General features: G+C 63.4%; 22 protein-coding genes. 19 read left to right on the top strand and 3 right to left on the bottom strand.

What is annotated here, in order from left to right:
- The first annotated feature begins 50 nt into the window (after positions 1–50).
- The 10 genes from PQQ86_RS12105 (at position 51) to ftsB (ending at position 12,191) form a co-directional block, all read left to right on the top strand.
- Complete coding sequence (locus PQQ86_RS12105; RefSeq protein ID WP_408266863.1) at positions 51–347, top strand: hypothetical protein; 297 nt, start codon at positions 51–53, stop codon at positions 345–347.
- Between the two features lie 418 nt (positions 348–765).
- The gene (locus PQQ86_RS12100; RefSeq protein WP_408266861.1) at positions 766–2,019 is read left to right on the top strand and encodes a lipoprotein-releasing ABC transporter permease subunit; all 1,254 of its coding nucleotides are present in this window, start codon (positions 766–768) and stop codon (positions 2,017–2,019) included.
- Positions 2,012–2,755, top strand: coding sequence for a lipoprotein-releasing ABC transporter ATP-binding protein LolD (lolD, locus tag PQQ86_RS12095; protein WP_408266859.1), 744 nt, complete (start codon positions 2,012–2,014; stop codon positions 2,753–2,755). The genes PQQ86_RS12100 and lolD overlap by 8 nt, the downstream gene beginning before the upstream one ends.
- Before the next feature lie 56 nt (positions 2,756–2,811).
- Positions 2,812–3,600 carry a TatD family hydrolase gene (locus PQQ86_RS12090; protein ID WP_408266857.1) on the top strand — a complete coding sequence of 263 codons (789 nt, stop codon included), beginning with the start codon at positions 2,812–2,814 and terminating at the stop codon, positions 3,598–3,600.
- A 112-nt stretch (positions 3,601–3,712) separates the two neighbouring features.
- Positions 3,713–6,595: a DNA internalization-related competence protein ComEC/Rec2 gene (locus PQQ86_RS12085; protein WP_408266855.1), complete on the top strand. Its 2,883-nt coding sequence runs from the start codon at positions 3,713–3,715 to the stop codon at positions 6,593–6,595.
- 96 nt (positions 6,596–6,691) lie between these two features.
- Entirely contained in the window at positions 6,692–7,495 is an 804-nt protein-coding gene (locus PQQ86_RS12080) for an alpha/beta fold hydrolase (RefSeq protein WP_408266853.1), read from the top strand.
- Positions 7,496–7,647: 152 nt separating this feature from the next.
- On the top strand, positions 7,648–9,321 hold the full coding sequence (gene pyrG / locus PQQ86_RS12075; RefSeq protein ID WP_408266851.1) for a CTP synthase: 1,674 nt from the start codon (positions 7,648–7,650) through the stop codon (positions 9,319–9,321).
- On the top strand, positions 9,318–10,172 hold the full coding sequence (gene kdsA / locus PQQ86_RS12070; RefSeq protein ID WP_097389693.1) for a 3-deoxy-8-phosphooctulonate synthase: 855 nt from the start codon (positions 9,318–9,320) through the stop codon (positions 10,170–10,172). The genes pyrG and kdsA overlap by 4 nt, the downstream gene beginning before the upstream one ends.
- A 195-nt stretch (positions 10,173–10,367) precedes the next feature.
- A complete protein-coding gene (gene eno, locus PQQ86_RS12065; protein ID WP_097389692.1) occupies positions 10,368–11,651 on the top strand; it encodes a phosphopyruvate hydratase in 1,284 nt (427 codons plus the stop codon).
- A gap of 108 nt (positions 11,652–11,759) precedes the next feature.
- On the top strand, positions 11,760–12,191 hold the full coding sequence (gene ftsB, locus PQQ86_RS12060; RefSeq protein ID WP_408266848.1) for a cell division protein FtsB: 432 nt from the start codon (positions 11,760–11,762) through the stop codon (positions 12,189–12,191).
- Between the two features lie 194 nt (positions 12,192–12,385).
- Here ftsB and PQQ86_RS12055 read toward each other — a convergent pair whose 3' ends face one another.
- From PQQ86_RS12055 to PQQ86_RS12045, 3 genes are all read right to left on the bottom strand, one after another.
- A complete protein-coding gene (locus tag PQQ86_RS12055; RefSeq protein ID WP_408266846.1) occupies positions 12,386–12,766 on the bottom strand; it encodes a hypothetical protein in 381 nt (126 codons plus the stop codon).
- A 170-nt stretch (positions 12,767–12,936) separates the two neighbouring features.
- Positions 12,937–13,887 carry an Hsp33 family molecular chaperone HslO gene (gene hslO / locus PQQ86_RS12050; RefSeq protein ID WP_408266844.1) on the bottom strand — a complete coding sequence of 317 codons (951 nt, stop codon included), beginning with the start codon at positions 13,885–13,887 and terminating at the stop codon, positions 12,937–12,939.
- Between the two features lie 63 nt (positions 13,888–13,950).
- A complete protein-coding gene (locus PQQ86_RS12045) occupies positions 13,951–14,475 on the bottom strand; it encodes a gamma carbonic anhydrase family protein (protein WP_200565520.1) in 525 nt (174 codons plus the stop codon).
- A gap of 310 nt (positions 14,476–14,785) precedes the next feature.
- On the opposite strand from PQQ86_RS12045, the gene PQQ86_RS12040 reads away from it, so the two are divergent.
- The 9 genes from PQQ86_RS12040 to bamC all read left to right on the top strand — a co-directional run bounded on the left by PQQ86_RS12040 (position 14,786) and on the right by bamC (position 23,162).
- Positions 14,786–15,709: a ferritin-like domain-containing protein gene (locus tag PQQ86_RS12040; RefSeq protein WP_408266841.1), complete on the top strand. Its 924-nt coding sequence runs from the start codon at positions 14,786–14,788 to the stop codon at positions 15,707–15,709.
- An 85-nt stretch (positions 15,710–15,794) separates the two neighbouring features.
- Positions 15,795–16,679 carry an alpha/beta fold hydrolase gene (locus PQQ86_RS12035; RefSeq protein WP_408266839.1) on the top strand — a complete coding sequence of 295 codons (885 nt, stop codon included), beginning with the start codon at positions 15,795–15,797 and terminating at the stop codon, positions 16,677–16,679.
- A gap of 103 nt (positions 16,680–16,782) precedes the next feature.
- Positions 16,783–17,613, top strand: a complete 831-nt coding sequence (locus PQQ86_RS12030) for a 3',5'-nucleoside bisphosphate phosphatase (RefSeq protein WP_408266837.1) — start codon at positions 16,783–16,785, stop codon at positions 17,611–17,613.
- 139 nt (positions 17,614–17,752) lie between these two features.
- Positions 17,753–18,388 (top strand): L-threonylcarbamoyladenylate synthase, encoded by a 636-nt coding sequence (locus PQQ86_RS12025; protein WP_097389684.1) that lies wholly within the window; start codon positions 17,753–17,755, stop codon positions 18,386–18,388.
- 47 nt (positions 18,389–18,435) lie between these two features.
- The gene (locus tag PQQ86_RS12020) at positions 18,436–19,098 is read left to right on the top strand and encodes a site-2 protease family protein (protein WP_097389683.1); all 663 of its coding nucleotides are present in this window, start codon (positions 18,436–18,438) and stop codon (positions 19,096–19,098) included.
- Positions 19,099–19,104: 6 nt separating this feature from the next.
- A complete protein-coding gene (locus PQQ86_RS12015) occupies positions 19,105–20,307 on the top strand; it encodes a tryptophan--tRNA ligase (protein WP_408266835.1) in 1,203 nt (400 codons plus the stop codon).
- A gap of 16 nt (positions 20,308–20,323) precedes the next feature.
- The gene (locus PQQ86_RS12010; protein ID WP_408266833.1) at positions 20,324–20,935 is read left to right on the top strand and encodes a class I SAM-dependent methyltransferase; all 612 of its coding nucleotides are present in this window, start codon (positions 20,324–20,326) and stop codon (positions 20,933–20,935) included.
- 43 nt (positions 20,936–20,978) lie between these two features.
- The gene (gene dapA / locus PQQ86_RS12005) at positions 20,979–21,893 is read left to right on the top strand and encodes a 4-hydroxy-tetrahydrodipicolinate synthase (protein ID WP_408266831.1); all 915 of its coding nucleotides are present in this window, start codon (positions 20,979–20,981) and stop codon (positions 21,891–21,893) included.
- A gap of 129 nt (positions 21,894–22,022) precedes the next feature.
- A complete protein-coding gene (gene bamC / locus PQQ86_RS12000) occupies positions 22,023–23,162 on the top strand; it encodes an NlpB/DapX family lipoprotein (protein WP_408266829.1) in 1,140 nt (379 codons plus the stop codon).
- Positions 23,163–23,168 lie beyond the last annotated feature (6 nt).

The following is a 23,168-nucleotide window of genomic DNA, read 5'->3' as shown; positions in this document are numbered from 1 at the left end:
AGTATTCAGACCATATCGGCGGATTCGGGCGCCTCATCCGAGCCTCGCCGATGGCAGCAGCCGCGCGCGGCGGCACCGCGCCCATGACGAGGGAGACCGACATGTCGCGTGAACTGAAAACCGAGCAGGAGCTGCTTGGATTGGTCGTGCAGGCGCTCGACGCCAATCCGGCCACGGCCGGCTGGATCCCGACCGGTTTCCACGAGACCGTCGAGGACGAGGACGGCTGCAACTGGGATATCACCCATCTGCATCGCGACCGTAAGGATGCGGAAGTGCGCGACGTTGCAACCAGCGAGGCGGCCGGGATCATCAACGATCTGCGCCATCGCTACAACCTGAGTTAGGGCGCGTGTCTGCGCAAGACAGCGGGTAGGCAGGGCTGCGTCGTGGGCCCTCCGCTCAAGGCCGCTGGCAGGGGGTTTGCCGCCACCGCGCGCCCGGCGCCCAAAGGCGCCGGCTGACCGCAGTGTTCGCCGTGAACCCCGCGTGCAAGGCCTTTGCGCGGGTTCGCGGCATTGTATGGCAAACTTCGCGCTTGATTGACGGCAGTGGCGGCAGCGGCGAGGCGATGGCTTCGGTGGCGCGAGGTTTGCCAGGCGCACCGGGCGGCACCAGAACGTCATACCGGAACCATCCGGGTTGCCGCGACACCAATGAGATCACGACGCTCGGGCCGCATGACAGGCGCGACAGCCGCAAGCTGCCGCCGCCATGCGCGGCAAAAGGGCCACGAGCAGACGAAGAACGCAGAAAAGGATTCGCTTGAAATTTCCCTACGAATGGCAGATTGGCTGGCGCTACACCCGCGCCGGCAAACGCACGACCGGTAACGGCTTCATTTCCTTCATCGCGCTCGTGTCGATGTCGGGCATCGCGCTCGGCGTCGCGGCGCTGATCGTCGTGTTGTCCGTGATGAACGGCTTCCAGAAAGAGGTGCGCGACCGGATGCTGTCGGTGCTGGCGCACGTCGAAATCTTTTCGCCAACCGGTTCGATGCCCAACTGGCAATTGACGGCCCAGGAAGCGCGCCAGAACAAGGAAGTGATCGGCGCGGCGCCATATGTCGAAGCACAGGCGCTGCTGACCCGTCAGGACGCCGTGAGCGGCGTGGCGCTGCGCGGCGTCGAACCGACGCTCGAACCCGAAGTATCCGACATCGGTAAGGAAATGAAGGGCGGCAAGCTGACCGACCTCGTGCCGGGCGACTTCGGCATCGTGCTGGGCGCCGACCTTGCCACCAATCTCGGCGTGACGGTCAACGACAAGATCACGCTGGTCGCGCCCGAAGGCACCATCACGCCCGCCGGCATGCTGCCACGGCTGAAACAGTTCACCGTGGTGGGCATCTTCGAGTCAGGACATTACGAGTACGACAGCACGCTCGCGCTGATCAACATCAAGGACGCGCAGGCGCTGTTCCGGCTATCCGCGCCGACCGGCGTGCGGCTGCGTCTGACTGATATGCAGCGGGCGCCGGAGGTCGCGCATCAGCTGGCGCGCAGCCTGTCCGGCGATTTGTATATTCGCGACTGGACCCAGCAGAACAAGACGTGGTTCTCGGCGGTACAGATCGAAAAACGCATGATGTTCATCATCCTCACGCTGATCATTGCGGTCGCGGCGTTCAATCTGGTGTCGTCGCTGGTGATGACGGTGACCAACAAGCAGGCTGACATCGCGATTCTGCGCACGCTCGGGGCACAGCCCGGCTCGATCATGAAGATTTTCGTGGTGCAAGGCGTGACGATCGGCTTTATCGGCACGGCGACCGGCGTCGCGCTTGGCTGCCTGATTGCGTGGAGCATTCCGTGGCTCGTGCCGATGATCGAGCATCTGCTCGGCGTGCAGTTCCTGCCACCCTCCGTGTATTTCATCAGCGAACTGCCGTCCGAACTGATTCCCGCCGACGTGGCGCGGATCGGCATCATCGCGTTCCTGATGTCGGCGCTGGCGACGCTTTATCCGAGCTGGCGTGGTGCGAAAGTCCGTCCTGCGGAGGCACTGCGCTATGAATGACCGTTCCACTAGCCTATCCATGGCCGATCAAAATACCGCGTTGCATCCCTATGTGCTGGAAGCGACCGGCATTTCGAAGTCGTTCGTGCAGGGCGGCCTCAATGTGCAGGTACTCAACAACGCGCAACTCAACGTGCGGCGCGGCGAAAAGCTGGCGATCGTCGGCGCGTCGGGGTCCGGCAAGAGCACGCTGCTGCATGTGCTCGGCGGTCTCGACGATCCGAGCGCCGGTCATGTTTCGGTGATGGGCAAGCCTTTTACGAAGCTCTCCGAGCGCGAACGTAACGACCTGCGCAATCGCGCGCTCGGTTTCGTGTACCAGTTCCACCATCTGCTGCCCGAATTCACCGCGCTCGACAACGTTGCGATGCCGCTGCGGATTCGCCGCATGACGACCGAGGCCGCGCGGCGCGAAGCGCTCGCGGTGCTGGAGCGCGTCGGCATGGGACATCGGGCGAAGCATCGTCCGGGTGAGCTGTCGGGCGGCGAGCGTCAACGTGTCGCGATCGCGCGGGCATTGGTGACGAAGCCCGCTTGCGTACTCGCCGACGAACCCACCGGTAATCTGGACGGCGGCACCGCCGACACCGTGTTCAACCTGATGCTCGAACTGTCGCAAACGCTCGACACCAGCTTCGTGATCGTCACACACGATCCGGAACTGGCCGGACGTTGCGACCGGATCATGCGGTTGCGCGACGGGGTATTGCACGAAGAGCCGCCGGTGCCGGTTTAAGCACCGCGCGGAACGCGAGCGATGCTCCGCCATCTCTGTCACTAGCGAGGCGCGCCATGTGGATCGATACGCACTGCCATCTCGACGCGTCCGAATTCAATGCCGATCGCGACAAAGTCGCCGATGCGGCGCGTCGAGCAGGCGTAGGGCGTATCGTGATTCCCGCGATCGGCCGCGAGAACTTCACGACGGTGCGTGAACTCGCGCACCGCATCGACGGCGGCGCGTATGCGCTGGGCATTCATCCGCTCTTCACGCCGGGTGCCGAGGAGCGCGATCTCGACCTGTTGCGCATGGAAATCGAGGCGAGTCTCGACGATCCGCTATTCGTCGGCATCGGCGAGATCGGCCTCGATTATTTCGTCGAAGGTCTCGACGATGCGCGCCAGCAATTCTTCTACAACGGTCAACTTCAACTGGCGCGCGAATTCGATCTGCCAGTGATTTGTCACGTGCGCAAATCGCAGGATCAGGTGATCAAAGGGCTGCGGCGGCATCAGATCCATCGCGGCATCGCACACGCTTTCAACGGAAGTTTCCAGCAGGCTCAGGCATATATCGACCAGGGCATGCATCTCGGTTTCGGTGGCAATCTGACCTTCGAGCGGGCGCGGCAAATCCGTCGTCTTGCTGAGCAATTGCCGTTCGAGGCACTGGTCGTCGAGACCGACGCACCGGACATCGCCCCTTCCTGGATTTACAAGCAGCGCAACTCGCCGGATCAGATTCCGGCCATCGGCGCGGGTCTCGCGCAACTGCGCGGCATGACCGCCGACGAAGCCGCCCTAGGCACAACGGCTAACGCGCTCGCTGCGCTGCCGCGGCTCGCACTTTCCTCTGCATAATTGAACGCGATGGTTTGAGTGATTCGCGCCGGGCGGAACACACGCCTGGCGGGCTTGCTGACGCCTGCTCGCTGTGCGTTGCGCCGTCCGGCGATGGCTGGGCGGAGGGCGGATGCGGGCAGGGTGGTGCGGGTTTGCGTTGGGTGTGATCTGGCTGCAGCGGCAGGCGGCGTTGCCGGATTGGGGTGGGTGGTATGTGCTGGTGCTGTTCGGGTGCGTTGCGAGTCTTGTAGCAGTGTGGGGATTGCGCCGGGGTTCTTCGGGCGAAGGGGCCAGCGGCTCCTCAGGGGAAGTGTGCGGCTACTTTTCCTACAGTGTGCGCGGCAACTCGCTGGGCGGCGTGTGCCACGACACTTCGAGCGAAGTGTGCAGCGGTCCTTCTGGCGGATTGCACTGGGGTGCTTCTCTGATCGCGGACGCGCGTGCCGCAGTTGCAAATTCGCGCGTGCGCCATGTCTTGTTCAGCGGGCGCTTGCGTTCGGGCGTCGGCTGGGGCGCGGTTTGGATTGCGGCCTTATGTGTGGGCTTCGGATACGCCGCCTGGCGTGCTGAGTCGCGGCTCGCAGTGAGCTTGCCGAGCGCCTGGGAAGGCCGCGATGTCGACGTCGTCGGCAGTATCAAGGGTCTGCCGTCGCGCGACGACAAGGGCGCGCGTTTTCTCTTCGCAGTCGAGTCGGCGGATGCGCCGATCACCGCATTTCCACGCGTGATCCAACTGTCGTGGATTGCCGAAGATGCGCCTGCGCCGTTGCTCGAACCGGGCGCACGCTGGCGGCTGACCGTGCGGCTTAAACGCCCGCACGGCAATGCGAACTTCGGCGTGCGCGATGCTGAAGCCAGTTTGCTGGCGCGCAATGTGCGCGCTACCGGCTACGTGAGTGCGCCGGCTCACGCCGTGCGGTTGTCAGGCAACGCGCGTGGGGCAGGCGTGACAGTCGATCGCTGGCGCGCCGCGCTGCGGGCGCGCATCGGCACAGTGCTCACCGACGCGCCACATCGTGGGATCGTGGTGGCGCTTGCCATCGGCGCGCAGGACGAAGTCAGCGCGGCCGACTGGCTTCTGATGCGCGGCACCGGCACCAGTCATCTGGTGGCGATTTCTGGCTTGCATATTGGTTTTGTCGCGGGCCTGGCGGCGTGGCTCGCCGGCGCGGTGTGGCGGCGTTCGGGGTTCATCGGTCGCAACTGGCCGTTGCTACTGCCAGCGCAGGTTGTCGCGGTGGCGGGCGGCGCGTTGTTCGCCGGGCTGCATGCGGCGTTGGCCGGGTTCAACGTGCCGGCGCAGCGAGCATTGTGGATGGCGGGTGTCGTTGCGCTCGCGTTTATCAGTGGGCGCAACGTTGCTCGATCGATGGTGCTGGCGTGGGCGCTGGGGTTGGTGCTGCTGATCGATCCTTGGGCGGTCGTGTCGGCGGGATTCTGGCTGTCGTTCTGCGCGGTGGCGGCGATTCTTTTCTCGATGTCGGGCCGGCCCCGTGTGCAGGATCATGAGCAGCGCCGTGACGAAGAGGGTGAAGGCGCTGTGACGCCGACAAGGCTCTCGCGCCTGTGGTCCGGCTTAAACCGCCGCGCTCGCACTTTCGGTGAACGCCTGCGCAGCGCCGCGCACGTGCAGTTCGCTGTGACGGTCGCGCTTGCGCCGCTCACCGTTTACTGGTTCACGCAGATTCCACTGATCGGCCCGCTCGCGAATGCCTTCGCGATTCCGTGGGTGAGTCTGCTGGTGACGCCGGCGGTATTGGCGGGCGTCGCGTTGCCCGCCCCATTCGATGCCCACGCGTTTCGCGCCGCGCACACCTTGCTCGACCTGCTCGCCGCAGGCCTGCAGATGCTGGCCGGTCCGGCATGGACGCTCTGGCGGTTGCCGCAGCCGGACACGTGGACCCTTGCCGCGGCGGCGGTCGGCGTTCTCTGGTGTCTGGCGCCGCGCGGCTGGCCGCTGCGCTGGGCTGCACCGCTGACGTGGCTGCCATTACTGCTGCCGGCGCCGCCCGGACCGCCACACGGCAGCTTCCGTCTGACGGCGCTCGACGTCGGTCAAGGCACCTCGGTGCTGGTCGAAACGGCGCACCATGCGCTGCTGTTCGACGCCGGGCCGGGGCCGGAATCGACGCATGCGGGAGAACGGGTTGTCGTGCCGTTTTTGCAGGCGCATGGCGTCACGACGCTCGATACGCTGCTCATCAGCCACGCCGACTCCGACCACTCGGGCGGCGCGCCGGCTGTGCTGAACGCGATCGAGGTGCGCCAAATGGTGGCGGCATTGGCGCCGGCAAATCCGCTGTGGTCGAACGCGAAGCAACGCGGCTCGGATACATTGCCCTGTGCGGCGGGGCAGCGCTGGCAGTGGGACGGCGTCGAGTTCGCGATGCTCTGGCCCGATGCCGGACCGCTGCAAGGCAAGCCGAATGCACATTGCTGCGTGTTGCGGGTGAGTACGGCGGCTGCTGAGACGAGGCCGCCTGCCACGGTGAGCATGACGCTTGCGCAGGGCCGAGCGGCCACCGGGAGCACGTCGTCAGGAAATGTTAAACCGACGCCATTACGCATGACAGCCTTGCTGACGGCCGACATCGAAGCGCAAGTCGAACGCATCCTGCTCGCGCGCGATCGCGATGCGTTGCGCGCCCAGGTGCTAGTCGTGCCGCATCACGGGAGCAAGACCTCGTCGACCGAGCCGTTCCTCGACTCTATCGACCCGCTCGTCGCGCTATTTCAGGTAGGCTATCGCAACCGATTTCATCATCCCAATGCAGGTGTGTTCGAGCGTTACAAGGCACGGCACATCGAGCTTGCGCGTAGTGATGCAGACGGCGCGGTGCGGGTTGATGTCAGCCCGGATTTCAATCCGGACTTCGGTCCAGGTCCGAATCCGAACGTCGGGCCCGAGGGAAGCCCGGGAGCCCACACCGGAACCGGCCCGGACCTGAACGGCGCCGCACTGACGCTCGAACGCTATCGCGACACGCAACGCCGCTACTGGATGGATCGCTGACCGTACAGATAGAACAAACGCGTCGCTGGGCCTGGAACCTGGATGAAAAACCAGGAGCCAATCCGGCGTGCCAAAACAGAACGGAGATAGTCGCAGTTGAAAAACATCATCCACTTCTCGCACGCGAACGGTTTTCCGGCGTCGACCTACCGGACGATCTTTGCCGAACTCGCCGACGACTATGAACTGCGCTCCATCGAGCGCATCGGTCACGACGCGCGTTATCCCGTCACGCAGGACTGGCCGCATCTGGTCGAGCAACTGCTCGACGACGTCGGCCGGTCGTACGAGCAACCGGTGTGGCTGGTCGGCCATTCGCTGGGCGGCTATCTGTCGCTGATGGCCGCGCTGAAAAAGCCACAGTGGGTGAGGGGCGTGGTGATGCTTGATTCGCCGGTAATCGCGGGCTGGCGCAGCAGCATGCTGCGCGTATCGCAATGGACCGGACTCGACGAGCGCCTGTCGCCCGCGGCCGCCACCCGCACACGCCGCACGCAGTGGGCGAGCCGTGACGAAGCATGGCGGCATTTCCATTCAAAGCCGGCGTTTGCGCGCTGGGACGAGCGCATGCTGTCCGACTACATCGACTTCGGCATCCCGCAGAGCTCGCTCGACGGCGGCCGTTCGCTTGCTTTCGACCGGCGCACCGAGTATCAGATATACAAGACCTTGCCGCATACGCTCGGTCCCCGCCTTGCGCGCGGCGCCCCGGTGCCGGTGGGATTCATCGCCGGCACGCGTTCAAAGGAGGTGCGCCAGGCGGGTCTGGACGCCACGCGCCGTGCGACGGGCGGTCATGTGGAATGGATCGAAGGCAGCCATCTGTATCCGATGGAAAAACCGCTCGAAACCGCGCGCGCGGTGCAGCGGATGCTGCGCGAACTGGAGCGGGGCGCCTGACCGCACACCTCGCCGGGGCAAAAAAACGGTGCATGATCGGCGCATGGCAATTGCCGCCGCCGTAGCATCGGCGCGTACAGATGTCGCTCGGATTTTGCTGGGTTGAGACCCTGCTTTACGGTATAATCCGTTTTTCCCGCGAGCATCCAGCGATGACCAAATATGTTTTCGTCACCGGCGGCGTAGTATCTTCCCTCGGCAAGGGTATTGCCGCCGCTTCCCTCGCCGCGATCCTCGAATCGCGCGGTCTTAAAGTCACCCTCCTCAAGCTCGATCCCTACATCAACGTCGACCCCGGCACGATGAGTCCGTTTCAACACGGCGAAGTGTTCGTGACGGAAGATGGAGCGGAGACTGACCTCGACCTTGGCCACTATGAGCGCTTCATCAGCACGAAGATGCGCAAGGCCAACAACTTCACCACCGGCCAGATTTACGAATCGGTGATCCGCAAGGAACGCCGCGGCGACTATCTTGGCAAGACGGTGCAGGTCATTCCGCATATCACGAACGAAATCCAGGCGTTTATCGAACGCGGCGCGGCTTCCGCGACGTGCGGTGAGCCGGACGTCGCCATCGTCGAAGTGGGCGGCACCGTGGGTGACATCGAATCGCTGCCGTTCCTCGAGGCCGCACGTCAGATGAGCCTGCGCATGGGCCGCAACAGCGCGTGCTTCGTGCACCTCACGCTGGTGCCTTGGGTCGCCACCGCAGGCGAGCTGAAAACCAAGCCTACCCAACACAGCGTGCAGAAGCTGCGCGAAATCGGTATTTCCCCGCACGTGCTGCTGTGCCGCGCCGACCGCCCCATTCCGGACGACGAGCGTGCGAAGATTTCGATGTTCTCGAACGTACCGGAAGACGCGGTGATTTCCGTGTGGGACGCCGACAGCATCTACAAGATCCCGCAGATGCTGCACGATCAGGGTCTGGACGCGATCATCTGCGAAGAGCTCAAGCTCACGCCGAAGCCGGCCGATCTGTCGATGTGGTCCGATCTCGTCGAAAAGCTCGAGCATCCGCAGCACGAAGTTACGATCGGCATGGTCGGCAAGTATGTCGATCTGACCGAATCGTACAAGTCGCTGATCGAAGCATTGCGCCATGCGTCGATGCATACGTCGACCAAGGTCAACATCGAGTACATCGATTCGGAAGAGATCGAGACGCAAGGCGTCGAGAGCCTCAAGCATCTGGATGCGGTGCTCGTGCCGGGTGGCTTCGGCCGTCGCGGCACCGAAGGCAAGATCGCCGCGATCCGCTATGCACGCGAAGCGAAGGTGCCGTATCTCGGCATCTGCCTCGGCATGCAACTGGCCGTGATCGAATTCGCCCGCGACGTGGTCGGCCTGAAAAATGCGAACAGCACCGAGTTCGATCAGGAAACCGAAAACCGCGTGGTCGCACTGATCACCGAGTGGTACGACCGTGAAGGGAAGGTCGAGAAGCGCACCGAAGAATCGGATCTGGGCGGCACGATGCGCCTCGGTTCGCAGCGTTGCCCGATCAAACCCGGCACGATGGCCGAAGAGATTTATGGCAAGGATGTGAACGAACGCCATCGTCACCGTTATGAAGTCAATAACCGCTTCGTGCCCCAGCTCGAAGCCGGTGGCCTTATCATCAGCGCCCGTACCCCGAGTGAAGATCTGCCGGAAATGATGGAATTGCCGCGCAGTATGCACCCGTGGTTCGTCGGCGTGCAGTTCCACCCGGAATTCACGTCCACGCCGCGTGACGGCCATCCGCTGTTCAAGTCGTTCGTCGAAGCGGCGCTCGCGCATCAGCAGCCGCGCGTGGCGACGGAAGTTGGGGAGAAAGCATGAAACTGGGTGATTTCGAAATCGGGCTCGACAAGCCGTTTTTCCTGATCGCGGGCACCTGTGTCGTCGAATCCGAACAGATGACGATCGACACGGCTGGCCGGCTGAAGGAAATCTGCGCGAAGCTGAACATTCCGTTCATCTACAAATCGTCGTACGACAAGGCTAACCGCAGCAGCGGCAAGTCGTTCCGCGGTCTGGGCATGGACGAAGGTTTGCGTATTCTGTCGGAAGTGAAGCGTCAACTCGGTTTGCCGGTGCTGACCGATGTGCACGCCGAGCACGAGATCGAGCAGGTCGCGTCGGTGGTCGACGTCCTGCAAACGCCTGCTTTCCTGTGCCGTCAAACAGATTTCATTCACGCTTGCGCGCGTTCGGGCAAACCGGTCAACATCAAGAAAGGCCAGTTTCTCGCACCGCACGACATGAAGAACGTGATCGACAAGGCGCGTGATGCGGCGCGTGAAGCCGGTCTCTCGGAAGACCGCTTCATGGCGTGCGAACGCGGCGTGTCGTTCGGCTATAACAACCTCGTGTCGGACATGCGATCGCTTGCGATCATGCGCGAAACCAACGCGCCGGTCGTGTTCGACGCCACCCACTCGGTGCAGTTGCCAGGCGGGCAGGGCACGAGCTCGGGCGGTCAGCGCGAATTCGTGCCGGTGCTGGCGCGAGCTGCCGTGGCGACGGGCGTGGCGGGTCTCTTCATGGAAACCCATCCGAAGCCTTCGGAAGCCAAGTCGGACGGCCCGAACGCGGTGCCGTTGCACCGCATGGCCGATCTGCTCGAAACGCTGGTTACGCTCGATCAGGCCGTCAAGCGCGCGCCGTTCCTCGAAAGCGATTTCAACTGATTCAGGCGTTCGCGGGGTGTCGCGATCTGCCGGGCCGCGATCGGCGCGCATAATCGGCCCGGTCGGTTCAGTCGGCACGCGGCGAATGCACACAATGGTCGTCGAAAGCATCGGGGCGCGTAGTGTGCTGGGGAGACCAGCTGTGCCCGGTGCAGTTTCACAGTAAAGAATTCAACGTCATTTCTTGAGGAAACCATGAGTGCTATCGTAGATATCATCGGTCGAGAGATTCTCGATTCGCGAGGCAACCCCACCGTCGAATGCGACGTGCTGCTCGAATCGGGCACGATGGGCCGCGCTGCGGTGCCGTCGGGTGCATCGACGGGCTCGCGCGAAGCGATCGAACTGCGCGACGGCGAAGCCGGCCGTTACGGCGGCAAGGGCGTGCTGAAGGCTGTCGAGCACATCAACACCGAAATCTCCGAAGCGATCATGGGCCTCGACGCTTCCGAGCAGGCCTTTCTCGACAAGACCCTGCTGGAACTCGACGGCACGGACAACAAGTCGCGTCTCGGCGCGAATGCGATGCTGGCTGTGTCGATGGCAGTCGCGAAGGCCGCTGCTGAAGAGGCCGGCCTGCCGCTGTACCGCTACTTCGGTGGCTCGGGTGCGATGCAACTGCCGGTGCCGATGATGAACATCGTCAACGGCGGCGCGCACGCGAACAACAGCCTGGATATCCAGGAATTCATGATCGTGCCGGTCAGCCAGCCGACTTTCCGCGAAGCACTGCGCTGCGGCGCTGAAGTGTTCCACGCGCTGAAGAAGATCCTGAGCGACCGCGGCATGAGCACGGCCGTGGGTGACGAAGGCGGTTTCGCGCCGAACTTCGGCAGCAACGACGAATGCCTGTCGACCATCCTGCAAGCCATCGAAAAGGCTGGCTACCGCGCCGGTGAAGACGTGCTGCTGGCGCTCGATTGCGCAGCGAGCGAGTTCTACCACGACGGCAAGTACCAGTTGGCGGGCGAAGGCCTGCAACTGTCGTCGACGGAATTTGCCGATTACCTCGCGAACCTCGCCGACAAGTTCCCGATCGTTTCGATCGAAGACGGCATGCACGAAAGCGACTGGGCCGGCTGGAAGATCCTGACCGACAAGCTCGGCAAGAAGATCCAACTGGTGGGCGACGATCTGTTCGTTACCAACACGCGCATCCTGAAAGAGGGCATCGAGAAGGGCATCGCCAACTCGATCCTGATCAAGATCAACCAGATCGGTACGCTGACGGAAACCTTCGCGGCTATCGAAATGGCGAAGCGCGCCGGCTACACGGCCGTGATCTCGCACCGCTCGGGTGAAACCGAAGATTCGACGATTGCGGACATCGCGGTCGGCCTGAACGCTGGTCAGATCAAGACGGGTTCGCTGTCGCGTTCGGACCGCATCTCGAAGTACAACCAGTTGCTGCGCATCGAAGAAGACCTCGGTGATATCGCCAGCTACCCGGGCAAGTCGGCGTTCTACAATCTGCGCTAAATGGATTGTTCGCTAGCGCTGACCGATGAACCGGTTATCTTTCGTTTCTGATTGACCCCGCCGCCCTGCGTATAGCGCAGGGCGGCGTGTATTTATTGTGCTTACTTCATGCGGCTTGTCACTGCTGTCCTGATCGTTCTGCTGGCGCTCATCCAGTATCCGCTCTGGTGGGGGCATGGCGGCTGGTTGCGCGTGCACGAGTTGCAGCAGCAACTGGCGCAGCAACTGCAGAAGAACGCCGACTCGAAGCTGCGCAACGAGCGTATCGAGGGCGAAGTCCAGGATTTGCAGAACGGCACCGCGGCGGTGGAAGAGCGGGCGCGTTATGAAATGGGTATGGTGAAGGACAGCGAAGTGTTCGTGCAGTTCGTTGCGCCGAACGCACCGTTGCCGGCTGCAAACACGCCTTCGGTCACCACGTCTACGCGTGGTGTGGTGTCGGCGGCACCGCTGCATATGGTGCCGAATCCGGAGTCGCGTGCGAAGCCGGATCGCAAGCATGGCGGGAAGGTGGCGACAGAGAAGAAGCCCACGCACTGAGTGTATTCGGGCTGGTTGAGCTCACAGACTAACGCGAAAACTGAGCGCAGAAACGAACGAAAATGCGAGCGTAAAAGCGAACGCAAAAGCCGTAGAAAGACGAAAAAAAGCCGCCCGTGAGGCGGCTTTTTTATCGGCGCTGCAATACCGGCATCCCTCTCCATCGCCGTATCGTTGGGCGTGCCCGTTTCGGCTTACCAGCCCCAATACGGTGAGTAGCCTACGCCGACACCCGTACCCCAGCCGTGCCCCCAACCTCCGCCGTAATAACTGCCGTACACGCTGACAGGCGGCGAGTAATAACGTGAGTACGCCTGAGCCGCGTTCTCGGCGGCAATGGCCTGATTCTGATCGGAGAGCACCTGACGGTCGATCGCATCATAGCGCTCGCGTTCTTCCGGCGTGAGCGGCCGGGCGGTGCTGACCATGCCCGACTGGTCGGCCGGCAGACGGCTATAAATCGGCGATGGTCCCGGTGGGTCCATCACGCAGCCCGTAAGTGCAGCGCTGCCGGCGATGACTGCCAGCACGGTGAACGAGCGCATGCAATGCTTTAGCGAAGTAGAGATGTTCATTTTTGATCTCCATCGGTCGGATGCCTAAGCAAAACATGCGCAACGCGCACCGCTCGGGATCCAACACAACGATCGACGATAATGCGCCGCCCAAGCCCCAAAAAAAAGCAGCTGGCGACGCATCATTTTACTGCCGTAACGCAGCCTGTAACGCGCCGCCGCTGGCCGCTTCAGTGCCGCTGGTCGGCCGCCGGGGTCACGCCTTGTGAGAGCGCATTCGCGACAAAAAGTTGCGCCACATCGACCGGATCGAATTCGTACCGTTGATTACAGAATTCGCAATGAATCTCGACGTGACCGCGCTCTTCGATCACGCCGTCCACTTCCTCGCGGCCCAGCATCTTCAGCATGGCGCCGACTTTTTCGCGCGAACAGCTGCATTCGAAGCGCGTCGTGGCCGGTTCGAAATGCTGCACGTTCTCCTGCCAGAACAGACGGCGGAAAATCGTTGCCGGTTCTTCTTTCAGCAGCTCGTCTTGCGACATCGTGCCGCCGAGCGTGCAGACGCGCTCCCACGTGTCCGCATCCAGATCGCCCGGATGCGGGACGATGCCCCCGTCGCCCGGCAGCTTTTGCAGCAGCATGCCAACGGCGCGCTCGGTGTTCGCCGCGAGCCACAGGCGCGTGTCGAGCTGCTCCGAGTGATGCATGTAGTGCTCGAGCACTTCGGACATCGACTTGAGCGGGCCGTCCACACCCGAAAGCGGCACGATACTTTGATACGGTTGCTGGCCGGGCTGCTTGTCGCGCGGGTCGAGCGTGATCACGCACCGGCCGTGGCCGCTTGCGTTGACCAGTTCGATCATCGAGGTGCTGTCGTCGATCGTATTGCCCGCTTCGCCGGAGAGCTTGGCGGTGGCGCGCATCGACAGGTCGGAGCTGCACTGCACCACCAGCATCTTGGCCGGTCCGTCGCCGAAAATCTGCATGACGAGCGTGCCGTCGAACTTGAGGTTCGCCGAAAGCAGCGCGCACGCGGCCATCATTTCGCCCAGAATCGTCCGGACGGGCGCCGGATAGTCCCGGCGCGTCAGCACTTCCTGCCACGTATTGCGTAGCGAAACGATCTCGCCGCGCACCGGCGCCGCGCTGAACATGAATTTTTGCAACTGGTCGCTCACAACTTTTCCTCGGTCGAATGACGCAGCCTGATGCTGCGCCGTGCGCGCCGCGCGCCCGGCTGACTAGCCGATGCGCACGAGCTGCGCCTTGAAATATTCGCGCCGCTCGGCATAACTTGCCGTGCCGCGCTGCATATTGGCGATATCCGTCTCGGTCAGTTCGCGCACCACTTTGGCGGGCGCGCCGAGAATCAGTGAATTATCGGGAAACACTTTGCCTTCAGTGACGATGGCGCCCGCTCCGACCAGACAGTTGCGGCCGATTACCGCTCCATTCAAGACGACGGCCTGAATTCCGATCAAAGAGCCTTCCTTGATCGTGCAGCCGTGCAGCATGACCTGGTGGCCGATCGTCACATTCGGCTCGATCGTTAGCGGGAAGCCCGGGTCGGTGTGCAATACCGCGTTTTCCTGGACGTTGCTGCCGGCACCAAGGGTGATCGGCTCGTTGTCGCCGCGAAGCGTCGCGCCGAACCAGACGCTTGAATTTTCCCCGAGCGTCACGTTGCCGATAATGTTCGCCGAATCCGCGACGAACACGCTTTCATGGATGGTCGGGGCTGCTTCGCCAAGCTTGTAAATTGTCACGCTGTCTCCTCTTGATCGGTCGCTACACGCTGTGCGGGCGGCCCGGGGCTGCGAAACCGGTTACGAAATGGGGCAGCTAAATGGGGCAGCTAAAGCCAAAACGCCAGAAAAGCGCCCGAAAAAGCCCTGATGAACCGGGTTGTCCTGCCGGCCCCGCGCCATAGGCGCGCGAGATGGTCGAATCGAGTATTGTAAACGGTTGTGTGCTTGGGCCGCTCGGGCGGTGTCGTAAGCCGTCCGGCGCCCAGCTTCGGCGACCGTCGCGCCTTCGGTCCCGCCTGCTGTCGTTCCCTTTGCCAACCTGGTTGCCATGATTTCCGCTGCTCCGTCTGTTCCGCCAGCTCTGCCGATGTCGACGAATCCTGAGCATTGCCCAAATCGCGCAAACTGCGCTCGCAGTGCGGCGTTGGCCGCATTGCGCGAAGTCGACCCGGCAACCAAGGCAGCCGCGGCTCGCGCGTTATACGCAGCGGTGCTCGAAGGCAGCCTCGCATGCTTCGCTGATCTGGAACTCACCGAGCCGACCGACCTGCCGGGCCGTCCTGCACGTCCCGAACTGGTCGATCCGCGCAAACTGAAGCGCCGCAGCATGCAATCGCCTGAAGGGCGAGCCGTCTTGCTGCACGCGCTCGCGCACATCGAATTCAACGCCATCAACCTCGCGCTCGACGCCGTCTGGCGCTTTGCTGGCATGCCCGCCGCGTTCTACACCGACTGGCTCAAAGTCGCCGCCGAAGAGGCCCATCACTTCTCGCTGCTGGTCGCGCGGCTTGCGGAATTCGGCCACGCCTACGGCGATTTTCCCGCACACGACGGCCTCTGGGACATGTGCGAGCGCACCCGTGCCGACGTGCTGGCGCGCATGGCGCTGGTGCCGCGCACCCTTGAAGCGCGCGGCCTCGACGCTTCGCCGCCGATCCGCGCCCGTCTGCAGCAGGCGGGAGACCATGCGTCCGCAGCGATTCTCGACGTGATCCTGCGCGATGAAATCGGTCATGTGCTGATCGGCAACCGCTGGTTCCGCCATCTGTGCGACGAGGGCGGCCTCGATCCGCACGCCACCTACACGCGCCTTGCCGACCAGTATCACGCACCGAAATTACGCGGTCCGTTCAATTTCGAAGCGCGTCGCGACGCCGGTTTCGACGAGGCCGAACTGGCCGCACTGGTCGCCCTGGCTGGCCTCGACGCTGAGCAGTCGGCCCCGCCGGCCACCCAGGCATCGGGTAACTGAAGCCTTTTTCCATAGCCTGACGCCACGCATCGTCCGGCTATCTCGTTATAATCGAACGACCATTCTTTTTTCGGGCGCGCCGTTCATGAATACATCCAGGTCTGAATTCGTCGCCGTGCGCGGCATCCGTCTGCACGTGCGGCGCTGGGGCAATCCGGATGCGCCGATGCTCTTCATGCTGCACGGCTGGATGGACGTGGCGGCGTCGTTCCAGTTCGTCGTTGACGCGCTGGGCGGCGACTGGCAGGTGATTGCTCCCGATATGCGCGGCTTCGGGCTGTCGGACTGGCCGGTCGCCGAACGCGGCGGCGGCAACTACTGGATCCAGGATTACCTCGGCGACCTGGACGCGTTGCTTGACCACTATGCGCCGACCGGCGAAGTCAATCTGGTCGGCCACAGCATGGGCGCGAATATCGTCTGCCTCTATGCGGGCGTGCGGCCGGAGCGGGTGCGGCGCGTGGTCGATCTGGAAGGCTTCGGTCTCGCGCCGTCGCACTCGGCGCAAGCGCCCAAGCGCCTGCGCAACTGGCTCGACGAGTTGCGCGATCCGCCCCAGTTGAAGCGCTACGCGTCGCTGGATGACGTCGCCGGCCGTCTGATCAAGACCAACCCGCGCCTCATTCCGCCGCGCGCGGAGTTCCTCGCGCAGCATTGGTCCAGGCCGGACGGAGAAGGGCGCTTCATGCTGCTCGCCGATCCGGCGCACAAACTGCGTGGGCCGACGCTGTACCGCCTCGACGAAGTGATGGCCGTCTGGCGCAAGGTCACGGCGAAAGTGCTGCACGTCGAGGCCGCCAACTCGCCCACGCTCGCACAGATTGCCGGTGAGATTCCGCTCGACGAGTTCAAGGCGCGCTTCCAGGCTTTTCCGAACTGGCGCGAGAAGATCATCGACGAAGCGGGGCATATGGTGCATCACGACCAGCCCGAGCAGGTAGCCGCGCTGATCGAGGGCTTCTGCGCCTGAACCTTGCAAAAGGGTTTCGGCGCGCGGGCCACTATCGCGAGATAGCGCTGCGGCCATTTACTGCGTTGCAGTAAAATGAGTGCGGAACCTTCTCAAGACAAAGATGAACGCCGACCTCCACTGTCACTCCACCGTTTCCGACGGCCAATTCGCGCCGGCCGATGTTGCGCGCCGCGCACACGCGGGCGGCGTGACCCTGTGGGCGCTGACCGACCACGACGAACTGGGTGGCCAGCACGAAGCGCGCAGCGCCGCTGAGGCGCTCGGCATGGGCTACCTGAGCGGCGTCGAAATTTCGGTCACGTGGGCGTCGCGTACGGTGCACATCGTCGGGCTCGGCATCGATCCGACCAGTTCGATCCTGATCGACGGCCTCGCGCGAACCCGCAACGGCCGCGCCGCGCGCGCCGAAGCGATTGGCGAGCAGTTGGCCACGCTCGGCATCCCCGACGCCTACCAAGGCGCGCTCAAATACGTTTCGAACCCGGACATGATTTCGCGCACGCACTTCGCGCGCTTCATGGTCGAAAACGGCTACGCCAGCTCGACCCAGGACGTGTTTACCCGCTATCTCGGCGACGGTAAGCCGGGCTACGTGTCGCATCGCTGGGCGAAACTGGCGGACGCGGTTGGCTGGATTCAGGCCGCCGGCGGCGAGGCGATCATCGCGCACCCGGGGCGCTATGCCTACTCGCCGGTCGAATTCGACGCATTCTTCGCCGAATTCATCGACCTCGGCGGTAAAGCGATCGAAGTGGTGACTGGCAGCCACACGCCGGATCAGTACCGCGAATATGCGGACGTCGCGCGCCGCTTCGGCTTCGAAGCCTCACGCGGTTCCGACTTCCATGCACCCGGCGAAGGCCGTGTCGATCTCGGCACGCTGCCGCCGCTGCCTTCCGATCTCAAGCCCGTCTGGGAACGCTGGCTGTGATCGCGCGCCGTGCCGCGGCGGCACGATATGCGCGACTGTCTTCGTCCGAGGGGCCTGCTTTCGCCCGATCTTCCGCCTGGCTTTCCGTCTGCTTTTTCGTCCGTAGCCACGTCGTCACCCGCAGCCATCGTTAGTCAAAATGTCCCAATACTTTCGGCTTCATCCGGATAACCCGCAGCCGCGCCTCGTCAAACAGGCCGTACAGATCATCAATGACGGCGGCGTCGTCGCGTTGCCGACGGATTCGAGCTACGCGCTCGCCTGCCACCTCGACGACAAGGACGCGGTTGAGCGCCTGCGGCGCATTCGCGGACTCGACGAGAAGGCCTTGTTGTCGCTGCTGGTGCGCGATCTTTCGGAGTTGTCGAACTTCGCGATGGTCGACAACCGCCAGTACCGCCTGATCAAATCGGTCACGCCGGGCCCCTACGTCTTTGTGTTGCAGGCCACCAAAGAAGTGCCGCGCCGCCTGTCGCACCCGTCGCGCAAGACCATCGGTCTGCGGGTGCCGGAGCACGCGATCACGCTCGCCATACTTGAAGAACTCGGCCAGCCGCTGCTCGGCTCCACACTAATCATGCCGGGCGAAACCCAGCCGCTGAACGACCCGGAAGAAATCCGCGAACGGCTCGAGAAACAGCTGGACCTGGTGATCGACGGCGGCCCGTGTGTGTGTGAACCGTCCACCGTGATCGATCTGACCGGCGCCGAGCCGGTGCTGGTGCGGCCAGGGCGCGGTTCTCTCGCGCCCTTCGGTCTCGAAGAGACGGCATGAGTGAAAGCGGACAGACGCACGCAATCGCGTTGTTACAATAGCGAGTTATGGATTCTTCCCTGATACAGACCATTGCGGTTTACGCGTTGCCGGTGATTTTCGCGATCACGCTGCATGAAGCCGCGCATGGCTACGTCGCGCGCTGGCTCGGCGACAACACCGCGTATGTGCTCGGCCGCGTCTCCGTCAATCCGATGCGGCACATCGATCCGCTCGGCACGATCGCGATTCCCTTGCTGTTGTACTTCGCTACCAGCGGCGCGTTCATGTTCGGTTACGCCAAGCCTGTGCCGGTCGCCTTCGGCAATCTGCGCAATCCGCGGTGGGGCAGCCTGTGGGTGGCGGCCGCCGGGCCGGCCTGCAATTTCGTGCAGGCGCTGGTGTGGGGCCTGGTCGGCGTCGCACTTGCTGTGGGCGGGATTGACGAGCCTTTCTTCACGCGCATGGCGGCAGCCGGCGTCGGCGTGAATCTCGTGCTCGGCGTGCTCAACCTGTTTCCGCTGCCCCCGCTCGACGGCGGCCGCGTGCTGATGGCGCTGTTGCCTCCGCGGCAATCGATCGCGCTGTCGCGCCTCGAGCCGTACGGATTTTTCATCGTGATGGCGCTCGTCATGACGGGTACGCTCACGCGTTATTGGCTGAGCCCGCTCGTGACGCTCGGCTACGGTGCGATTACCGCAATTCTGACTCCACTTGTTTCGCTTTTCTAAATAACCATGTTCCCAGACCGTATCTTCTCCGGCATGCGGCCCACCGGGTCGCTGCACCTCGGCCACTATCACGGCGTGCTGAAAAACTGGGTGCGGCTGCAGTCCGAATACCCGTGTTTCTTCTGTGTAGTCGACTGGCACGCGCTGACGACGCACTACGAAACGCCCGAAGTGATCGAAAAGAACGTGTGGGACGTGCTGATCGACTGGCTCGCGTCGGGCATCGATCCGGCGCAGGCTACGCTCTTCATCCAGAGCAAGGTGCCCGAACATGCGGAACTGGCGCTGCTGCTCGGCATGAGCACGCCGCTTGGCTGGCTCGAACGTGTGCCGACCTACAAGGAGCAGCAGGAAAAGCTGAAGGACAAGGACCTGTCCACTTACGGTTTCCTCGGTTATCCGGTGCTGATGGCGGCGGACATTCTGCTGTACCGAGGCTCGCTCGTGCCGGTCGGCGAAGACCAGGTGCCGCACGTTGAAATGACGCGTGAAATCGCGCGCCGCTTCAACTATCTGTATGGCCGCGAACCGGGCTTCGAAGAGAAGGCGAATGAAGCGGCGAAGAAGCTGGGCGGCAAGCGCGCCAAGCTTTACCACGAGCTGCGCAACGCCTATCAGCAGGAAGGCGACGACGAAGCGCTCGAGCAGGCGCGGGCAATGTTGCAGGAATCGCAGAGCCTGTCGATGAGTGACCGCGAGCGTCTGTTCGGCTACCTCGAAGGCTCGCGCAAGATCATTCTGGTCGAACCGCAGGCCATGCTGACCGAAGCGTCGCGCATGCCGGGTCTGGACGGCCAGAAGATGTCGAAGTCGTACGGCAACACGATCGGTCTGCGCGAAGACGCGGAAACGATTACGAAGAAAGTCCGCACCATGCCGACCGATCCGGCACGCGTGCGCCGCACCGACCCGGGTGATCCGGACAAGTGCCCGGTGTGGCAACTGCATCAGGTCTACACGGACGAAGCTACGCACGAGTGGGCGCAGAAGGGCTGCCGAAGCGCGGGTATCGGTTGCCTCGAGTGCAAGCAGCCGGTGATCGAAGGCATTCTGCGCGAGCAACAGCCGATGCTCGAGCGCGCGCAGAAGTACATGGACGATCCGTCGCTGTTGCGCGCGATCGTCGCCGACGGCTGCGACAAGGCCCGCAAGTTCGCCACGGAAACGATGCGCGACGTGCGCGAGGCGATGGGCCTGTCGTACAACTGATCGCGGCACTGAAGTGATGAGCACGGCCGTTGTCATGTCGGACGGTTCCTCGCACGGAAACGGCGAACCGTCGCGCTGGGTGCGTCACTGGGCGCATCTGGTCGCGGCGGGCGGCACGGTGCTCGACGTGGCGTCGGGGGCCGGGCGGCATGCGCGGTTCTTTGCATCGCTGGGCCATCCGGTGACCGCGCTCGACCGCGATGCGGCTGCGCTGGATCTGATGCGCGACGATCCGCGCATTACCACGCTTGCGGCCGACATCGAAGGCGCTGCATGGCCCTTGCCTGCCGACGCCAGATTCGCCGCGATCGTGGTCACGAACTACCTGCACCGGCCGCTGTTTCCGCAGCTTTTGCGCTCGCTCGCGCCTGGCGGCGTACTGGTTTACGAGACCTTCGCGCAAGGCAACGAAAGGATCGGCAAACCATCTAACCCGGCGTTTTTGCTTGCACCCGGCGAGCTGCTCGAGGTGGTGCGCGGCCACCTCCGCGTGGTCGCATTTCAAGACGGATTTCTCGCGCAGCCGCGCCCGGCTTACGTCCAGCGGATATGCGCAATTAAGGAGGCGGATCGCTCAGCCGAGCCTGCAGATGCGGCACCCCCGCGTTGTTACGAGCTGGCTGGCTAATCCGCTACAATCGCGGTTTACCTGATCAAATTCATGGCGTTTCATGACTAACGGCAATCAAAGCAGCACTGGCGGCGTTCAGATTCGCGGCAGCATCCCTGCCATCATTACTCCGATGCTCGAAGACGGCGGCCTCGATCTGCCGGCGTTTCGCAAACTGATCGACTGGCATATCGCAGAGGGCACGAACGCGCTGGTCGTGGTCGGCACGAGCGGCGAGTCGGCCACGCTGTCGGTCGAAGAGCACGTGCTGATGGTCAAAACCGCAGTCGAGCACACGGCGGGCCGGATTCCGGTGATCGCGGGCTCGGGCGGCAACTCCACCACTGAAGCTATCGAGCTCACGCAGCAGGCGAAAGACGTCGGCGCGGACGCCACGCTGCAGGTCGTGCCGTACTACAACAAGCCGACCCAGGAAGGCATCTATCGCCACTTCGCGAAGATCGCCGAAACCGTCGATCTGCCGGTGATCCTGTACAACGTGCCGGGCCGCACGGTCGCGGACATGAGCAACGAAACGATTCTGCGTTGCGCGCAGGTGCCGGGCATCATCGGTGTGAAGGAAGCGACCGGCAATATCGTTCGCGCCGCGCACCTGATCAAGTCGGCGCCGGCACATTTCGGCATCTACAGCGGTGACGATCCCACGGCGATCGCGCTGATGCTGCTTGGCGGCCACGGTAATATTTCGGTTACCGCGAACGTCGCGCCGCGCGCAATGAGCGATCTGTGCAAAGCTGCGCTTGCCGCGGACGCTAAGACTGCCCGCGAGATTCATCTGAAGCTCCTGTCGTTGCATAAGAACCTGTTCATCGAGTCGAATCCGATTCCGGCGAAATGGGCGTTGCAGCAACTGGGTCGTGTGCAGGGCGGAATCCGCCTGCCGCTCACGCCGCTCGACGCGCAATACCACGAAGTGGTGCGCGGCGCACTGCGCGAAGCGGGTCTGCTGGGCTAAGCGGGCTCGAACCCGTACTCCCAGCACTGAAGAAAGCCTGCCACCGGCATTCCCTTAACCGACGTCGATCCAGCCCACGTTCCCGGCACACAGAACCAGGCACCGCGTTCCAGCATCACGAAGGACCTCATGAAACGTTCCGCACTTTCCCTCCACGCAACCCGCATGGCGGCGCTGGCGCTTGCCCTGGTAACGCTCGCCGGCTGTGACACGCTGAACGACTGGTTCGCCTCCGACCGCGTCAACTACAAGGGCGCGGGCAGCGCGCCGCCGCTCGCCGTTCCGGGCGATCTGAGCACCGCCCCGACCGACGGGCGCTATGTTGCGCCGCCGGCCAACCTGGCGCTGGGCGGCGCGCAGCAACGCGCGGTCACGGCAGCGGGTAATCCCACCGAAGGCCAGCCGAGTGCGCAGGATCCGCTGGGCATGCACATCGAGCGTGACGGCGATCGTCGCTGGCTGGTTGTCGACGGCCGCACGCCGGAACAACTGTGGCCGCAGCTGCAGGAGTTCTGGCAGGAAAACGGCTTCGCGCTGAAAACCGATGCGCCGGCCACCGGCATCATGACTACCGACTGGGCTGAAAACCGCGCCAATATTCCGGACGACTGGTTCCGTCGCACGGTCGGCAAGGTGATCGACTTCGCTTATTCGTCGGGTACTCGTGACAGCTTCCGCACGCTCGTGTCGCGCGGGCCGGCTGAGACGACGGACATCTCGATCACGCATAGCGCGATGGAAGAAATGCTGACGGGCCAGGACAAGACGTCCTCGCGCTGGGAAGAGCGTCCGCGCGATCCTGCGCTGGAAGCGCTGTTCCTGACCAAGCTGATGCAGAAATTCGGCCTGACCGAAGCACAATCGAAGCAACTCCTGACCGATGCGCGTTCGGCAGCTGCGCCGGCCACGATCGACCAGAGCGCGGGCGCATCGACGCTCGACCTGCAGGAATCGTTCGACCGCGCATGGTTGCGCGTAGGTCTCGCGCTCGACCGCACCAACTTCACCGTCGACAACCGCGACCGCGCGAAAGGCATCTACTACGTGCGTTACGCAGACTCGATGCAGGAGCTGAAGAAGGAAGGGCTCTTCGGCAAGCTGTTCTACAGCGGCAATTCGTCGAAGAAGCCGGGTCAGGAATTCCTCGTCAATGTGCGCTCGAAGGGCGACACCGTGACGCAGGTGGCGGTGCTGGACGCGAACGGGCAGGTGGATAACTCGTCCGACGCACAGCGCATCGTGACGTTGCTGCACGCGCAACTGAACTAAGCGGGC

The organism is Paraburkholderia sediminicola (genome assembly GCF_046026675.1).
Classification (GTDB): Bacteria; Pseudomonadota; Gammaproteobacteria; order Burkholderiales; family Burkholderiaceae; genus Paraburkholderia; species Paraburkholderia sediminicola_F.
Note: the sequence above shows the minus strand (reverse complement) of the source record. Positions and strands in the feature narration are given on the sequence as shown.

What these genes read in the sequence shown, in the direction of transcription:
- PQQ86_RS12105 (WP_408266863.1), top strand. Translation starts at nt 51, where the DNA reads ATGGCAGCAGCCGCGCGCGGCGGCACCGCGCCCATGACGAGGGAGACC.
- lolD (WP_408266859.1), top strand. Translation starts at nt 2,012, where the DNA reads ATGAATGACCGTTCCACTAGCCTATCCATGGCCGATCAAAATACCGCG.
- PQQ86_RS12090 (WP_408266857.1), top strand. Translation starts at nt 2,812, where the DNA reads ATGTGGATCGATACGCACTGCCATCTCGACGCGTCCGAATTCAATGCC.
- PQQ86_RS12085 (WP_408266855.1), top strand. Translation starts at nt 3,713, where the DNA reads ATGCGGGCAGGGTGGTGCGGGTTTGCGTTGGGTGTGATCTGGCTGCAG.
- pyrG (WP_408266851.1), top strand. Translation starts at nt 7,648, where the DNA reads ATGACCAAATATGTTTTCGTCACCGGCGGCGTAGTATCTTCCCTCGGC.
- kdsA (WP_097389693.1), top strand. Translation starts at nt 9,318, where the DNA reads ATGAAACTGGGTGATTTCGAAATCGGGCTCGACAAGCCGTTTTTCCTG.
- eno (WP_097389692.1), top strand. Translation starts at nt 10,368, where the DNA reads ATGAGTGCTATCGTAGATATCATCGGTCGAGAGATTCTCGATTCGCGA.
- ftsB (WP_408266848.1), top strand. Translation starts at nt 11,760, where the DNA reads ATGCGGCTTGTCACTGCTGTCCTGATCGTTCTGCTGGCGCTCATCCAG.
- PQQ86_RS12055 (WP_408266846.1), bottom strand. Translation starts at nt 12,766, where the DNA reads ATGAACATCTCTACTTCGCTAAAGCATTGCATGCGCTCGTTCACCGTG.
- PQQ86_RS12040 (WP_408266841.1), top strand. Translation starts at nt 14,786, where the DNA reads ATGATTTCCGCTGCTCCGTCTGTTCCGCCAGCTCTGCCGATGTCGACG.
- PQQ86_RS12035 (WP_408266839.1), top strand. Translation starts at nt 15,795, where the DNA reads ATGAATACATCCAGGTCTGAATTCGTCGCCGTGCGCGGCATCCGTCTG.
- PQQ86_RS12030 (WP_408266837.1), top strand. Translation starts at nt 16,783, where the DNA reads ATGAACGCCGACCTCCACTGTCACTCCACCGTTTCCGACGGCCAATTC.
- PQQ86_RS12025 (WP_097389684.1), top strand. Translation starts at nt 17,753, where the DNA reads ATGTCCCAATACTTTCGGCTTCATCCGGATAACCCGCAGCCGCGCCTC.
- PQQ86_RS12020 (WP_097389683.1), top strand. Translation starts at nt 18,436, where the DNA reads ATGGATTCTTCCCTGATACAGACCATTGCGGTTTACGCGTTGCCGGTG.
- PQQ86_RS12015 (WP_408266835.1), top strand. Translation starts at nt 19,105, where the DNA reads ATGTTCCCAGACCGTATCTTCTCCGGCATGCGGCCCACCGGGTCGCTG.
- PQQ86_RS12010 (WP_408266833.1), top strand. Translation starts at nt 20,324, where the DNA reads ATGAGCACGGCCGTTGTCATGTCGGACGGTTCCTCGCACGGAAACGGC.
- dapA (WP_408266831.1), top strand. Translation starts at nt 20,979, where the DNA reads ATGACTAACGGCAATCAAAGCAGCACTGGCGGCGTTCAGATTCGCGGC.
- bamC (WP_408266829.1), top strand. Translation starts at nt 22,023, where the DNA reads ATGAAACGTTCCGCACTTTCCCTCCACGCAACCCGCATGGCGGCGCTG.